The organism is Mesorhizobium sp. KR9-304 (assembly GCF_040049215.1).
GTDB lineage: Bacteria > Pseudomonadota > Alphaproteobacteria > Rhizobiales > Rhizobiaceae > Mesorhizobium_K.
In genome coordinates this window covers 676,483-689,811 of record NZ_JBDZDN010000003.1, presented here as the reverse complement: position 1 = coordinate 689,811, position 13,329 = coordinate 676,483, and the positions used below count along the sequence as shown (strand labels likewise).

Here is a 13,329-nt window from a genome sequence, read left to right as displayed (position 1 = left end):
AAAGACAATCCAGCTCCGACGCTTGCAGCACCGCAAGCTCGCCGCTTAACATCAATCCAAAATCGAGGCCAACACTCCGCTAAATCAAGCAGCCATCAGCGCCAAATGTTCAGACGACGGACATTCACGGCTGATCGAAATCAACGAGGCTCGCACACTCGCGGCGATCAAAACCCTTCGCATAGAAGTGATCGACCCGCTCATAGCCGAGCATAGGGGCCGGATCGTCAAGCTGATGGGCGATGGTGCCATCGTTGAATTTGCCTCAGTAGTTGATGCTGTGGGCTGTGCCGTCGCAATGCAAGAGGCAGTGACTTTCCACCAGCAGGAGGTTCCGCCCGAGAACCGCATCGTGTTCCGCATGGGCATCAACGTTGGGGACGTTGTCGTGGAGGGAGACGACCTTCTCGGGGATGGCGTTAATATCGCGGCTCGACTTGAGGCTCTAGCGCAACCGGGTGGCATTTGCGTCACCGACGCTGTGCAAAAGTATTTGGCAGGCAAAACGGATATTCTCTTCGAGGACATCGGCGAGCAAACGCTGAAGAACATCGCTCAGCCAGTGCGAGTTTGGCGCTGGGCAATCGGCTCAACCCGGCCTGCCGAGGGCAAGCCATTGGCGCTACCAGAAAGGCCTTCGATTGCTGTGCTTCCTTTCGACAATCTGAGTGGCCAGCCGGAGGAAACGTATTTCAGCGACGGAATTACCGAGGACATAATTACTGGGCTGGCACGCTTCCGTTCCTTGTTTGTCATTGCTCGCAATTCCTCCTTCTCCTTTCGCGGCAAAGCGGTCAGTCTTGTTGAGATCGGCAGACAGCTTGGCGTCGCGTACGTACTTGAGGGGAGTGTCCGGCGAGCCGGAGACCGCATCCGCATCACTGCGCAGCTTATCGAAGCAGCCACTGGCGCTCACATCTGGGCGGATCGCTACGACCGAAACTCGGCTGACGTATTCGAAGTGCAGGATGAGGTGACAACGACGATAGTTTCGACGCTAGTGGGTCGAATAGAGGACGCAAAAATAAGGCAGTCGCTACGGAAGCATACGCAGAGCCCGGCGGCATACGACTATTTGCTTCGAGGGATCGTTCAGTTCAGAGGCTATGCGAAGGAGGACAATAGCCGTGCTTGTGCGTTTTTCGAAGAAGCCCTCGCCTGTGACCCGAATTTCGCTCTGGCCCATTCCTACCTCGCGCTTGCGCGGATCGCCCTGCATGGCTACGGGGCGGCCCCAGCGGAGGTAAAGTCAGCGTCCAGCGCCATGGCTAGACGTGGCGTCGAACTGGACCCTCAGGAAGGGGGTTGCCATCGTATCTTGGGGCAACTCCTCCTATACCTCCACGAATACGATTTGGCCGAACACCATGCGCGGCGAGCCATCGGACTGAACCCCAACGATGCCGATGGTGCAGCAACAATGGGTGACGTTCTGATACAGAGGGGCATCCGGCAGAAGGGCTGGTCTGGATCGAAAAGGCGATGCGCCTCAATCCATTTCATCCGCCATGGTACTATGCTGTGCAGGCCGCCGCCCTCTATTCACTCCGACGGTTTTCGGAAGCGGCGCAGGCGATCAAGCACATGCCCGACGAAGGCAGATGGTCGTCGCGACTTGCGGCCTGTTATGGCCAACTTGGCCAGACCGAGAACGCCGAGACAGAGGTCGCGGCGATCCTGAAGGCGAAGCCCGATTACTCAATACAAGAATTCATGAATAAGGTAGTTTTGTTAGAACGATCAGAAGACCGGGAGCTGCTCCGCGAAGGGCTCATCAAGGCGGGATTGCCGGCGTGAGCCAAGCAGACAACTTTGGGCCGGCGCTTACAGTAAGCGCCGAGCTTCAAGCCCAGCGGCCGTAAGTCGACCCGCATAAATATGGAAGCGCCTGCGACTTTCTCACGTTCAGCGCCGTTCTACTCGAGCCCTGTAATGTCCAGAAGCTCCTGTGTAACTTTTTGAAGTCGATTGACGTTAGCGTCCGTCGCACCAAGCAAGTCTTCCGCCTCGATCACGTGGTCCGCAAACCCGTCAGCCGGCCGCCCGTTGTTGCAATCAAAGGTGCGACGCATCCCTTCAAGAAAGTCTTCAACCCGCGAGAGATCGTCGATGAGCGCCTTGGTGAAATAGGCGTGTTTGCTCTGTGCTAGCTGAAACGCCACTCGCTCCGGTAAGCTCTCAGATAAACCAGAAGTTTTAAAGGCTTCCGTGGCTTTTTCGAACAGCTCAAGCCGGGTTCGGACGGCCAGCAGGCTGCCATCCAGGTTGTCCTGTAAGGCATCAACCGTCTTTTGTGCCTTGGACGGAAACAGGCAGATAAGAAGGACACGATCAGCACCCCTCCGAGCAACATTAGCTGAAAAGGGACTTGACCGCATCAGGAATTTGTTCCCATTTCGTTCCCCATGTCCGAACCATTTGGCCCAAGCGAAAAGGCTAGCCGACGCAGCTAGGGGCGAACGATCTTTCCGACAATCATCTATCCGTGCCCTGCGGATGGTAGTATTGTTTCGGCACGATACAGATTGAAGCGGTCTCGTGGCTCTCCGGGGGGAAGGCAATGATCGAAGCTGTCACGGTCTGTCTGCGCAACTATTTCAACTTCTCGGGTCGTGCGGCGCGTCCTGAGTTCTGGTGGTTCGTTCTCTTTGTCGTGATCGCTTCGTGGCTTTTGTCGATAGCCGACTACTTCGTTTACAAGCTGACTGATCTCTCGGCATTCAATCCTTATTCGACTACAGTCATTGATGACGAAACGATTTGGTACGACCTCACTGGCGGGCTGCTTACGGAAATCATAACACTCGCACTTTTTTTCCCCCAACTCTCCGTCTCCGCACGCAGGCTTCACGACAGAGACCATTCGGCCTGGTGGCTTTTGCTCATCTTCGTGCCGATCTTGGGCTGGCTAGTTCTACTCGTCTGGTACGTCCTTCCCGGCACGCCGGGCGATAACCGCTTTGGCCCTGATCCGCGCTCGCTGCCGTAACCAGAGAGGGATTTTTCCATGCCCAAGGCATACATCGTTGCGAGCATCAACGTCACTGATCCGGAAAGCTATGAGACATACAAGAACGCGGCAGCGAAGGTTACCAAGGAAACCGGCGGCAGGCTTCTGGTGGGCGGTGGCCGGACCGAAGCTATCGAAGGAACGTTGCACAACCGTATCGTCGTCATTGAGTTCGACAGCATCGAAGCGGCACGCGCAGCGGCGGCGGGCTACTCGGCCTTGCGCCATACGAGAGGCACTTCGGCCCCCGACTACAATTCAGTCATCGTTGAAGGCATGTGAGAGAACGAGGCTCGCACGGCCCCCCATGGTGGCCGAACGAGCACCGGGGGTATCGCGCGGCATCAACCGTCAAGTTCGACCCCCGTATTTTCGGCCATTTTAGGCGTCATTCGTCCACCGTGAGTGCACGCAGCGCAGCCCGAGCGTCTTCGTAAATCTTCCGACATTCCTCCAGCCACTCCTTCTTGCGGGGCAGCTCCGCTCGGAAAGGGTCGAGTGAAGGGGCCCTCATGGCCTTCTGAAGAAAGTCGATCCACTCGCCCTCGGCTAACGAAAGCGCCGCTCCGGCTTTCATATATGAGGACGCTTTCTTGGCCAGCTCGATGTCGGTGAACGTACCCGCTTCAGCCTGTGCAATCACATCGTCTAGCGACTTATCCATTTCGGACAGTGTGTGGTCGAGTTCATCCTTACGGCCGTTGGCGTGTTCGATCAGGAGCTTTAGACTGGCGTGATCCTCCGCTCTTTCTGGAGAGGTGTCGCCCGCGATGTCGATGAGCTGCTGGCACACCTCACTTAGTCGCCGAATGTTCGCATCGGTCTGTTCAAGGTCCCTCTCTGCCTCAGTCACCTCTTTCTCGAAGCTGGGCTGTGGGCGCCCATCGTTGTACTCAAGGGCGCGGCGCATAGCCTTAACTTGTTCCTCGACGCTGGAGAGGTCGTCAATGAGTGCGTTTGTGAAATAGGCGTGTCTCCCTTGCGCGAGTTTGAAGGACGCGGCCTCAGAGCAACCATCTTCAATTCCGGACATGTCGAATGACTTGGCGGTCCGTTTGAAAACCTCCAGGCCAGCCCCCACTGCCACCAACCGACGGTCCAGTTCCTCTTGAAGTGCGTCCACGGCCTTCTGTGCCTTAGACCGAAACAAGCGACTGAAAAGTGACATTGAAGAGCCCCCACTCTAGCAATTTTATACCATCCAGGGACTTGACCGCATCAGGAATTTGTTCCCATTTCGTTCCCCATGCCCGAACCATACTGGCCCAAGCGGAAAGGCTCGTACACGCTCGCTGACGCGGCGAAGCACAACACCTATGCCTCTATCCGGTGCACCTACTGCAAGCGGACCCGCTACTACCTTGTGGCCGACCTAAAGACCGCCTTCGGGGACGTTGAGTGCGATGATGTGGTCCATGTGGCGCGGCTGCGTTGCCGGAACTGCGACGGGAAAGGCTCGCTGGAACTGAAGATGGGCGGCCCCCCGAGCGACATTGCCGACAAGGCGTGGCTGCGGCGGATTGAGCGCGTCGAGTACAAGCGGAGGATTGTGTGGAAGGAGACGCAGGGCGTCTAGAAAAGCGAGGGCTGCTCGGGTGCTTTCGCGGGAGCCGCTACGTCCTCCACGAGGATCGGCGCGGGGACAATGGTAGTGAGTTTGTCGGGTAACGGGCGCTGAAGCTTCACTGCCACTTCATACGGCGCTGTCAGCCACGTCTCCACCTCCTCCGAGGTCGTCAGGATGACGGGCATGGCCTTCTCATGAATTGGCTTGACGACGCCATTGGGTTCGGTCGTCAGGAAGCCGTACAATTCGTAATCCTGCGGGCCGTCCTTCACGCGGCGGATGCCGTGCCAAGGTGTCCAGATGCCGGCGAAAAAGAACAGCGGCTTGCTCTCATCCAGAGCGAACCAGAAGTTCCGCTGGATGCCGGTGGCGGGGTCCTTGTCGCCAGGCGTCGGGCTTGGCTCCGCGAAACTTGTCGCAGGGACCACGCAGCGGTTCTCCACGTTCATCCACTTCCGCCAGTGTCCGAAGTTCGGGCGGCGTATGTTGGTGGTGCCATAGTCGGCCTTGCCCTTCACCCGATCGGGCGGCGTCGGCATTCCCCACTGGAGCTTGGTGAGTTCCCTCGTGCCGTCCGCCGCGTTGCGGACCACCGGGGCGGGATAGTTCGGATAGATGTCAACGGTGGGCTCTAGGTTGCCCAACACGTCCCGCATGGCGCGAGACCATTCGATGATCGCCCGTTGGGTGGTGGTGACGTTGTAGAGGTTGCACATGGGCGTCAGTTTAACAGGGATTGGATAAGCTCAAGGAGCTTGCGGCCAGCAGCTTTCATGCCCTCTCCCATGGCCTGTTCCGTGCCCTTCTGTATGGTCTTTTGCGCTGCGTCGGTAGTCGACCGTTGCAGCTTTTTCAGCAAGCCCGGTTCAACCATCGGGGCACGCAGCATAAGCAGCACTGTTTCTAACATCGCGATTAGTTGTGATCGTTCTATATCAGTCAATGCCGCCTGATCCTCTGGGAGGTTGGTTGATTTCACGAGCAGTGCAACCTCATCTAGAAGGTCGGAAAGCTCGGCAATGATTTCTTTCGCCCGCGAACGGGGCCGGATATAAACCCACTGCTCTGCCCAAACAGGAACGGGTTCGGGCGGGTGCCGTTCAACGACGTCATCCAGTTCCAACATACGTTCGTCTTGCGGCGATGTAGTCCTGGAGCCCCCGTACTCGCTCTCAATTCGCCGCAGATACGTCTTTACGCGTTCAAGCGCTGCAAGCATCACGTTGGCGGCAACGGACCCATCAAGGTTCTTTAGCTTCCTTGACAGGGTGGCATTGATCCCGGTGCTTCCAAGCACGCCTGCTTCGTCCAGGTCATAGAAAACGCTAACGCCGTCACTTATGAATGAAACCGGCATCTGTTTTGAGTAAAGATTAGAGCTGCGGATGCGGCTTATGCTTCGCTCGGTGGCGTCAAGCATCTCGTGAATTTCTTCCAGTGTAAAACTATGATCCATGCATCGCAGCCCAGGCGCCGCTCAAACGTTGGCTCCCTAAAAGCTTTCGTGTCAATTCTGTTACTGCTTAACCCGGTGTTCAAAGGGAAAAACCCATGGGCGTGGGGCGCTGGTCTCTCCGGACAATTGGTCGACGTTGAAACTTGGAAACACCACATGCGCACGCCGTTTGAACCGCATGTCGTGACCTTGGAGAGACCACAAGAACTGGTACACGTCCTCGTGTCTTCTGCATTTGACACCGTAGCGTCGCCCGATGAACTGATGTCTGTCGCCGTACCGTTGATAGGCATCTTGAACGGTGTCATGGCAGTTCAGTGCGGCGCAAAATCGCTGTCTTTTTATGGTGCAGTAGAGTTGTTGCCGGATGGGAATTTTAGACGCCACCTCCGCCTCTTTGCTGAGCAGGGTAGGTTTGAGATCAGCGGCTTTCCCGCATCGTTGGCCCATTGTGGCACCGACCGCCAACCTATCGTAGCGCTGACGCCGTCTACTACCCAGAACGCAATAGCGATGGCGAAAGGTGATCTTGCCGACGCACTCACGTACTTCGCGAGAGCCTACGACTGGCAGGAACTCTGGAAGGCATTCGAAACCATCGGGGCGCACTATGGCTCAACCCAAGACGCCGCGTATCTGCAACTCGGCGCGTCTCAGCAGGAGCTTGCCCGGTTCCGAGCGACGGCCAACGAAATACACCGCCACCACAAATGGCGCAGCCCACCTCGTCCTTCTCGTGTTGGTGCAACATCACGGCCTTCAATGACACTTCAAGAGGGCAAGGTATTTGTCGCCGCCTTACTCAAAGCCTCGTTGCAGTGAGCGTACCTGACGCTGGTCCAATGACAGCCACGGTTGTGCCTGACACCGAGCGCCGGCAAGAGCTATCGCTGTGTCCCAGTCCGCTTCACGTAGCCGACAACAACTGCGCAGAGCCAAACCGCAACGCCTATCAGCAAGGTCGCGACTACCTCCCAAACGTCCTCCGGCTTGAAGCCCGACCGGCCGCCCCAGTTGAAGGCATAGGCGAGCAGGTTGAAAGCGAACCATAGGCCCATCGGGATGGCAAAGATCAGTGCGGCGGTTATTGACCCCATCATGCCGGCGTCCTTGTCTTCCCAAAGGCCCAAGTGATAGCCGCCCCATGCAGCCACAGCGACGATTATGAGGGTGTAGATTTCCACAGCGCCTCGAAGCTCTCTAGTGTCATCAGACGGACAGCGCATCGTTGCCGGGGGGCACCGGGATATCGCGCCGGCTTCAACCGTCGAGCGCGAGCGCCCATGCTGTTGCGCATTCAGGGATGCGTCCAACCGGGGGGTGGGTCCATAGGGTAATCTTGAGCCGCTGCTAATTGCCCCGGCGTGCGCTTAAAGGGCATGAGCTCCGGCCGGACCGTATTCCAATGATTGATTAGGGTCGCGCCGTATCGCCATACTCCGACACTCGATGTTGCGCGAGGCAGCTGGACGTCGAAAGGCCTTTCTTGCTTGTACGCCAAGGCCTTTTCTCGCAGGAGAGCGCCTTTCAAAAAGGCGCTAATCAAGTGGTTTCGGACTGGTTCATCAAATGACGCGAACATGGTGGCCAAAAGGCTGCCAAGCAACCAGATGCGCACGATCGGCGGCGGATGGAAACTTGGCGTGATTTCGCCGGTCACCGGGAATGGTGACGGGGCGAGTTCCTCGGCGACGCGAAAGTTTGTGTACAATACAGCGCCTAGGAGCTCCGTCCGATAAGCTACCACATCGAGTGGCATACCCTCTGGTATCCGAAACTCCGTTCCCACGTCCGACTGTTGGATGCCTGTGAACCCGCAGGCAAGAACTCTGGCTGCGTAGCTGTCGGCGTCGGCCTCTAGCAGTTGTCGATCCAGCGTGGTGAGCGCCTTTGACATTCCATATTCAACGTGGCCGTTGGCTATGTGGCCGGCCTCGTGACGCAGTGTTTGACCGATAAGCAGGCCCCACTCCGCCTCCGCTCGAGCCTCAACACCGTCCGGATAGGCCTCGTGTGGCGGGGGACCCGGCATGTCGTCGTGTATCAGCGCCAACAACTCGGCGAGACGCAGCAGCTTGCCCGTAAACATGGCAATGCAGAACCGATTTTGGCCCACGACTGCTGCTGTTGCATTGACTTGCTCGTTATGTAGGACCCCGCCTTCAACGACAAACCCTGGCATGGCAGCCTCAAGCGAGGCCGCTATCATTTCCGCTTGGTAGAGAGCGCGGTTGAACCTGACAGGGTCAAATCCCGGAGGCGGCACTGTGAGAAGGCCCCCCCGTAGGTTTGCCCATGCTTCAAATTCAGGCGAAGCCAACACCGTTCCCTCAATTTAGGAGATTGTGCTTCGGCACCTGCGCTAAACCAACCACCCACATACGTGCGGTACACCGCTGACGCCCACGCAAACATATCTCGTAGCACATTGCCAGCGTCATGGGGCCCCCACTGCCACCGACCGGGGACCCTAGGGGCATGGGGGGAAACCCACCCCACCGGCCTTGACGTTTCCGGTAGGAGTGCGGATTTCAGAGGCCTCACCTTCGGACACGGCCCCAGTGAGTTCCCCGCGTGTTCCCCTTGTACTACATACCTAAGCCAACTCGCTGTTGTTGCTACTTAATTGGCACCGCTTTCTCTGATTGATAGTCAGCTGCTCACCTCTGCAGCCTGACTTGGACCGCAGCCAGTTTTTGGCTGGCATAGACAACTTAGCATTTTTGCGACAGCGTCTCGCAAGTTCGCTGCAGGAGCCTAGATGTCTACGCCCATTTCAATCGACGAGGAGGAAAAATATAATGTTGAGCGCGTAACCCGCTGGACTTTGCATAGGATGCTGGAATTCCGTGCCTCTCATGATCTTACGCGCTACCTTCTAGATCAGGCTCGCACTAATCATCGCCAAACTGCAGCCGAGATGCATGCAAATTATCCTATTAAAGGAGTAGGCGTAAAAGCAACAAGGGCAAGCTTGACGCGTCATAACTTCGATCAGCCGTATTTCATAATAGACGACCAGCCGCTCGCTCCCGAAGACCTCTTTTTTAAAGTTGCCGAATATCCCTTGGATGGAGCTTCCTGCTCCTATCTATTCACTCTCGTCGAGGAATACGGGAACTTTATGGTTCGAACTTTTTATCCAGATTACCCGCCATTTAAGAAAGTTCACACAGCGTGGCACCATGGAGTTTATGCGGGGATGAACTTACGGAACCCTGTCGAAATGCAGAAGGCGAAAGCAGCGTTTACGCGGCCATTTGGGGATGAGGGCGCTCATATCTCGCCGCAAGCGATACGACGGCTCCGACAAATCAAAGAGCAGCGGAATTCCTTTGCGCATGAGGCTCGGGAGGATTTTGAATTCAAGGCATTCTTCGAAAACACAATTGCTATCGTTTGCCACATCTATTTTCTTTGTATGCCGGATAGAAAAGAAATCGGTGTTTATCCATTTGAAGACATCCTCGGAACATGGCGCTAGGCGCGAAGCGGCACAACGTTGAAATGCGGCTCCCCAACCAAGTTAGTCACGAACCTTCCCCAATTTTCAAGCGCAGTTGCTTTTTGCTCTGCAAGGTCATGAACCTGATAAATCGCGACGATACCTGCGAAACTGCCAGAGGTGTGGTTGAGGACCTTTTCCGTCACTTCAACCGGGGTGCCTAGGCGCTGCAACCCTGCAGCCACTGTGCGTCTTAGGTCGTGCAGTCGCCATTCGGATATCACGATGTGTTCCCCGCGATCCCTTCGCGCTGACTGACCCATCAGGACATCAAGCCGCTTTTTCATACGGCTGTAGCCGCTAACCGGGGTTTCGCCATTGGTCGTGAACACATACCCGGCTGTCCCTGCTATCCGAGGCAGTTTAGAGAGGACACTCGTTGCCGCGTCTGACAGCGGCACTATGTGTGGCTTCCCGTTCTTGGTCCGACTTGCGGGTATGGTCCATTGCCGGCCGACCTCGTCAATCTCGCTCCATGTCATTGCTCCAACCTCGGAGCGCCGCTGACCGGTAAGAATGAGCATCTGCACTAGCGGCCCAAAGGGGTAGCCATCTGCCTCACACGCGACCCAAAGCCACCGCAATTCGTCGTCGGTAGAGCCGGGCAGAGTGCTGACACGCATCAAGGTACGGTCACGCCGTCGTGCTGCCTCGTCGTGCATATCGGTCGGCGGAGACATACCATCGATCGGGGATGTTAGAAGTATGTCCTTGCTCACACACCATTTGAAGAATTTGCGAAGTTCGGCAAATCGTCTGTTTGCTCCAAAGGGTGCCTTGGAAACAATCGCATCGAGTTGCTCCTTGACATCGCGGCGGCTGATTTCAGTTATATGTCGCTTCTGCCAAGCGTCGGTCGGACTACCTGTCAAAACTATCCAAGAGTTTGGGGTGTCAGGGTTGGACCTCATCCCAAGCAGACGAGCCTTTTCACGGAAGCCACGTCTCTTCGAAGCATACTCACGTAGGTACCTTTGAGCGACAGTAAGGAACTGGTTGGGATCGCTTCTGCTAGCTCGTGCTGCCGCCTCCCGCGCATTCTTTTGTGCAGACCGTGGGTCTTGGGGCGTCACCCCTCCTAGCATCCGTTGTGCATCGATGGCGTGTTCGCGAGCCTGCCTTAAAGAGAACGTTGGGTAGGGACCGATTGTCAATTTTTGCACCCGGCCTGCGAACCGGTACCGAACCGCCCACGACTTTTTTCCGCTGGGCTGCACAATCAGGTAAAGGCCCCTCACCTTGCGATCTGCAATCTCCTGCCGCTTGTCGGCTGCAGCCCAGTTCTTAACTGAAAGGTCCGTCAGGTCCTGTGTCATGCATTCATCCAGGGGAGCGTCGGGGGAACGAACAGCGGCGATACCCCGCGTTACAATGCGTTACGATCTGTGACGCACCCAGCACGTAAATTGCGGAAATAAAATGGCTTTTCAGGACCGCGTGATCGGCTCAGAAAGATGCTGAAACTACTTGATGCCGGTTTTGTAAACCGAAGGTCGGGAGTTCAATCCTCTCCGGGGGCACCAAAAAACTTAGCCTGTTAGCCTGGAACGAAATGCAGATGTGGCGCAAGCATAAGGCGATCGTCGAAGCTAGCGTGTGCCCTGTGGCGCGGTCCGGAAGCCGAATGTATGGTGTTCGCCAACGGGGGATGATCTGACGTTGGCATGGGTTAGGGCGTTTTACGCGGCGCATTCAAGGCGCATCTCTCTATTCGAGCTTTTGTTCATTTTTGGACTGCTTTTCATCCATCGGTGGATGGTCCCGTTCTATCATTGGGGTATCTACCGCCTGGAGTTGCCTTTTCCCGAAATCCTGTCGAACTTTTTCTACGGGATTTGGCTGGAAAAGGAATTCATACGTGCCGTTTTGGTTGTAGTTCTCATCGCCTTTATTTTGTTCAGCAATTTTATCCGACGCTATTCTTTCCGCGAACTTGGCATACGATTCGACAATTTGTGGACGTCGGGACGTGAATGTCTCGTCGCCCTGTGCGTTATTCTGGCTATCGCTATGGTGGTTGGCCTTGCCTTGTCGCAGTCGATTTCTTTGGAGAGATATGTCGCCTCCGGTCATTTCACTGCTGAACTGTCTGAGGGTCTCCTGTCGGGATTCGCACAGCAGTTCCTTTTGCAGAGCGTCGTCCTGGTCAGAGCGCTTCAACTCTTCAGAGGGAAACTCGCGGCGGTATTGACCTCATCCGTCCTGTTTTCCCTTCTGCACGCCCCAAACGTGATGCTCATGGCTCTGACGCTTGTTTTTGGCGCGCTGTGCAGCGTGCTGTTCCTGAGGAACAGAAACGTGATCACTCTGGGCATACTACATGGCGCGGTTCAGCAGGTTGTGAGGATTATTCTTGCTTCCGTTCTTGTCACTGGAGTTTCCTATTACAATGCCGACTACTATGACTACAGTCTGAGGGTCGGGCCCCGCAGAGGAGAGCCTGACTTTTTGGCAAAACTTGAATATGATGCTAGTCGCATCAAAGTTGACCCTTCAGGATCGATATCCGTTACGATTTCCGCGACAAACAAAAGCACATTGGAATGGGACTCGCATCACGGCGCCGATCGCGAATTCCTGAGCTATCATCTCCTGGACTCGGATGGAAATGTGGTCTCGTGGAACAATCCCATGACACCATTCGAGACGACCGTTAAGCCAGGCGAAACCGCGACTGTTGATATTGTGGTGAATTCTCCTCTGGACGGAGAACAATACTATGCGGAAGTCGATGTCGTGAAACAGCAGGTTTCGGGATCTCGGAAAGTAACTTTGTTTAAGTATAAGGGCTCTAAATCAGTTCTTGTTCCTCTCCTTGCACCTTAAGCGGGCAGCCAGCGGCGAGCACCCTTAACTTTCCCACTTCCCGCCCCAAAATCTCCATGATCGTGGTGCCCACGGAACTTTGGCAAATCTGGATTATTCTGTGACCATGGTGGACACGCGCAGGATCGGCATGATCGTCGTGGCGGGCAGCTTGCTGCTGCCGCTTGGCGCATGCTCGCGCACTTCCGATGGAACCGTGGTCGTGGACAAGCCGCTTGCGCTGCCGAGCTTCAACGTGATGCCGGCAAAGCCGCTGCTCCCGTCATGGATGCGGCGCAAGCAGCCTGAGCCGGTTGTCGTCGCCTCGAACTTCCCGCCGCCGCCTGCCAAGAAGACCTCACCGCGACGAAAGACCCGGGCTCCCGTCGTCACGACTGCTTCGGGCAAGCTGGAGTGCAAAAACCAGACCGAGGGCGGTCGCGTGCGCATGGTCTGCAAGTAGGCTCTGGCGGGCGTTCGTCATGCCTAGCGGGCGCTTGGGGCTGGTCTTGGCGAAGCCGATGTCCTATGAGCGGCAATGTCAAACACCCGCTTCGACGTTCCGGTCGCCGTAAAGTTCGGCTCGCCGGTCCAGGAAAAGGTCCTGCGAACCGCTCAGGACGCTTCCGACTTCCTCCTCAACAGCTGGCCGGGCAAGAGAAGCCCCAAGCACAGGGAGGCCCTCCAGGCCTGCCATGATGCGATCGCCGGCGCCAAGCCGATCATGTCGGCCCGCCGCGCCTTCCTCGCGGTTGCCCGCGAGGCCGGCGTGACGGTCGCCACCGGAACCTAGCCGGACCTATTCGGACTCCGCTTCCTCGGCAGCGACTTCCTCGTCCTTGGGCGTCCGCTCGTTCCTGGCTGCCGCCTTGGCCGCCGCCTTCTCCGCCTTCTTGGCGGCCTTTTGCCGGTCGCGTTCCTTGCGTTCGTGATTGTAGTTGGGCGCGCGCGCCATATTTTCTCCTTTGGTCGCTTTACGTCGACTT

The 13,329-nt window shown here is 56.5% G+C and carries 17 protein-coding genes; 9 read left to right on the top strand and 8 right to left on the bottom strand.

Annotation, left to right across the window (positions count from 1 at the left end; translation table 11 throughout):
* Nucleotides 1–187 precede the first annotated feature (187 nt).
* Nucleotides 188–1,681: an adenylate/guanylate cyclase domain-containing protein gene (locus ABLE71_RS19605; protein ID WP_348785133.1), complete on the top strand. Its 1,494-nt coding sequence runs from the start codon at nucleotides 188–190 to the stop codon at nucleotides 1,679–1,681.
* 235 nt (nucleotides 1,682–1,916) lie between these two features.
* Here the strand turns inward: ABLE71_RS19605 and ABLE71_RS19600 are convergent, their stop codons facing one another.
* Nucleotides 1,917–2,378 carry a hypothetical protein gene (locus tag ABLE71_RS19600; RefSeq protein ID WP_348785132.1) on the bottom strand — a complete coding sequence of 154 codons (462 nt, stop codon included), beginning with the start codon at nucleotides 2,376–2,378 and terminating at the stop codon, nucleotides 1,917–1,919.
* 182 nt (nucleotides 2,379–2,560) lie between these two features.
* Here ABLE71_RS19600 and ABLE71_RS19595 point away from each other — a divergent pair, with 182 nt between their 5' ends.
* Together ABLE71_RS19595 and ABLE71_RS19590 are read left to right on the top strand one after the other, a co-directional pair.
* Nucleotides 2,561–2,989 carry a DUF805 domain-containing protein gene (locus ABLE71_RS19595; RefSeq protein ID WP_348785131.1) on the top strand — a complete coding sequence of 143 codons (429 nt, stop codon included), beginning with the start codon at nucleotides 2,561–2,563 and terminating at the stop codon, nucleotides 2,987–2,989.
* 18 nt (nucleotides 2,990–3,007) lie between these two features.
* A complete protein-coding gene (locus tag ABLE71_RS19590) occupies nucleotides 3,008–3,292 on the top strand; it encodes a DUF1330 domain-containing protein (protein WP_348785130.1) in 285 nt (94 codons plus the stop codon).
* A 106-nt stretch (nucleotides 3,293–3,398) separates the two neighbouring features.
* On the opposite strand, the gene ABLE71_RS19585 is transcribed toward ABLE71_RS19590, so the two are convergent.
* Nucleotides 3,399–4,133, bottom strand: coding sequence for a hypothetical protein (locus ABLE71_RS19585; protein WP_348785129.1), 735 nt, complete (start codon nucleotides 4,131–4,133; stop codon nucleotides 3,399–3,401).
* A gap of 123 nt (nucleotides 4,134–4,256) precedes the next feature.
* Between ABLE71_RS19585 and ABLE71_RS19580 the strand changes: the two genes are divergently transcribed.
* Nucleotides 4,257–4,586 (top strand): hypothetical protein, encoded by a 330-nt coding sequence (locus ABLE71_RS19580; RefSeq protein ID WP_348785128.1) that lies wholly within the window; start codon nucleotides 4,257–4,259, stop codon nucleotides 4,584–4,586.
* On the opposite strand, the gene ABLE71_RS19575 is transcribed toward ABLE71_RS19580, so the two are convergent.
* A complete protein-coding gene (locus tag ABLE71_RS19575; protein ID WP_348785127.1) occupies nucleotides 4,583–5,293 on the bottom strand; it encodes an SOS response-associated peptidase in 711 nt (236 codons plus the stop codon). The genes ABLE71_RS19580 and ABLE71_RS19575 overlap by 4 nt on opposite strands.
* 5 nt (nucleotides 5,294–5,298) lie before the next feature.
* Nucleotides 5,299–6,033: a hypothetical protein gene (locus tag ABLE71_RS19570; RefSeq protein WP_348785126.1), complete on the bottom strand. Its 735-nt coding sequence runs from the start codon at nucleotides 6,031–6,033 to the stop codon at nucleotides 5,299–5,301.
* Nucleotides 6,034–6,189: 156 nt separating this feature from the next.
* Between ABLE71_RS19570 and ABLE71_RS19565 the strand changes: the two genes are divergently transcribed.
* Nucleotides 6,190–6,855: a hypothetical protein gene (locus tag ABLE71_RS19565; protein WP_348785125.1), complete on the top strand. Its 666-nt coding sequence runs from the start codon at nucleotides 6,190–6,192 to the stop codon at nucleotides 6,853–6,855.
* A 62-nt stretch (nucleotides 6,856–6,917) separates the two neighbouring features.
* Here the strand turns inward: ABLE71_RS19565 and ABLE71_RS19560 are convergent, their stop codons facing one another.
* Complete coding sequence (locus ABLE71_RS19560) at nucleotides 6,918–7,217, bottom strand: hypothetical protein (protein WP_348785124.1); 300 nt, start codon at nucleotides 7,215–7,217, stop codon at nucleotides 6,918–6,920.
* 113 nt (nucleotides 7,218–7,330) lie between these two features.
* Nucleotides 7,331–8,215: a hypothetical protein gene (locus ABLE71_RS19555; protein WP_348785123.1), complete on the bottom strand. Its 885-nt coding sequence runs from the start codon at nucleotides 8,213–8,215 to the stop codon at nucleotides 7,331–7,333.
* A gap of 579 nt (nucleotides 8,216–8,794) precedes the next feature.
* Here ABLE71_RS19555 and ABLE71_RS19550 point away from each other — a divergent pair.
* The gene (locus tag ABLE71_RS19550; RefSeq protein WP_348785122.1) at nucleotides 8,795–9,517 is read left to right on the top strand and encodes a hypothetical protein; all 723 of its coding nucleotides are present in this window, start codon (nucleotides 8,795–8,797) and stop codon (nucleotides 9,515–9,517) included.
* On the opposite strand, the gene ABLE71_RS19545 is transcribed toward ABLE71_RS19550, so the two are convergent.
* Complete coding sequence (locus tag ABLE71_RS19545; protein WP_348785121.1) at nucleotides 9,514–10,854, bottom strand: integrase arm-type DNA-binding domain-containing protein; 1,341 nt, start codon at nucleotides 10,852–10,854, stop codon at nucleotides 9,514–9,516. The genes ABLE71_RS19550 and ABLE71_RS19545 overlap by 4 nt on opposite strands.
* Nucleotides 10,855–11,197: 343 nt before the next feature.
* Between ABLE71_RS19545 and ABLE71_RS19540 the strand changes: the two genes are divergently transcribed.
* The 3 genes from ABLE71_RS19540 to ABLE71_RS19530 all read left to right on the top strand — a co-directional run bounded on the left by ABLE71_RS19540 (nucleotide 11,198) and on the right by ABLE71_RS19530 (nucleotide 13,136).
* On the top strand, nucleotides 11,198–12,364 hold the full coding sequence (locus ABLE71_RS19540) for a CPBP family intramembrane glutamic endopeptidase (RefSeq protein WP_348785120.1): 1,167 nt from the start codon (nucleotides 11,198–11,200) through the stop codon (nucleotides 12,362–12,364).
* A gap of 100 nt (nucleotides 12,365–12,464) precedes the next feature.
* On the top strand, nucleotides 12,465–12,806 hold the full coding sequence (locus tag ABLE71_RS19535) for a hypothetical protein (RefSeq protein WP_348785119.1): 342 nt from the start codon (nucleotides 12,465–12,467) through the stop codon (nucleotides 12,804–12,806).
* 75 nt (nucleotides 12,807–12,881) lie between these two features.
* Nucleotides 12,882–13,136: a DUF982 domain-containing protein gene (locus tag ABLE71_RS19530; RefSeq protein ID WP_348785118.1), complete on the top strand. Its 255-nt coding sequence runs from the start codon at nucleotides 12,882–12,884 to the stop codon at nucleotides 13,134–13,136.
* Nucleotides 13,137–13,142: 6 nt separating this feature from the next.
* On the opposite strand, the gene ABLE71_RS19525 is transcribed toward ABLE71_RS19530, so the two are convergent.
* Nucleotides 13,143–13,298, bottom strand: a complete 156-nt coding sequence (locus ABLE71_RS19525) for a hypothetical protein (RefSeq protein WP_348785117.1) — start codon at nucleotides 13,296–13,298, stop codon at nucleotides 13,143–13,145.
* Nucleotides 13,299–13,329 lie beyond the last annotated feature (31 nt).

Excerpts from the sequence above, each read along its gene's own strand:
- ABLE71_RS19590 (WP_348785130.1), top strand. The coding sequence starts at position 3,008 with ATGCCCAAGGCATACATCGTTGCGAGCATCAACGTCACTGATCCGGAA.
- ABLE71_RS19565 (WP_348785125.1), top strand. The coding sequence starts at position 6,190 with ATGCGCACGCCGTTTGAACCGCATGTCGTGACCTTGGAGAGACCACAA.
- ABLE71_RS19555 (WP_348785123.1), bottom strand. The coding sequence starts at position 8,215 with ATGCCAGGGTTTGTCGTTGAAGGCGGGGTCCTACATAACGAGCAAGTC.
- ABLE71_RS19570 (WP_348785126.1), bottom strand. The coding sequence starts at position 6,033 with ATGGATCATAGTTTTACACTGGAAGAAATTCACGAGATGCTTGACGCC.
- ABLE71_RS19545 (WP_348785121.1), bottom strand. The coding sequence starts at position 10,854 with ATGACACAGGACCTGACGGACCTTTCAGTTAAGAACTGGGCTGCAGCC.
- ABLE71_RS19550 (WP_348785122.1), top strand. The coding sequence starts at position 8,795 with ATGTCTACGCCCATTTCAATCGACGAGGAGGAAAAATATAATGTTGAG.
- ABLE71_RS19600 (WP_348785132.1), bottom strand. The coding sequence starts at position 2,378 with ATGCGGTCAAGTCCCTTTTCAGCTAATGTTGCTCGGAGGGGTGCTGAT.
- ABLE71_RS19595 (WP_348785131.1), top strand. The coding sequence starts at position 2,561 with ATGATCGAAGCTGTCACGGTCTGTCTGCGCAACTATTTCAACTTCTCG.
- ABLE71_RS19530 (WP_348785118.1), top strand. The coding sequence starts at position 12,882 with ATGTCAAACACCCGCTTCGACGTTCCGGTCGCCGTAAAGTTCGGCTCG.
- ABLE71_RS19575 (WP_348785127.1), bottom strand. The coding sequence starts at position 5,293 with ATGTGCAACCTCTACAACGTCACCACCACCCAACGGGCGATCATCGAA.
- ABLE71_RS19580 (WP_348785128.1), top strand. The coding sequence starts at position 4,257 with ATGCCCGAACCATACTGGCCCAAGCGGAAAGGCTCGTACACGCTCGCT.
- ABLE71_RS19525 (WP_348785117.1), bottom strand. The coding sequence starts at position 13,298 with ATGGCGCGCGCGCCCAACTACAATCACGAACGCAAGGAACGCGACCGG.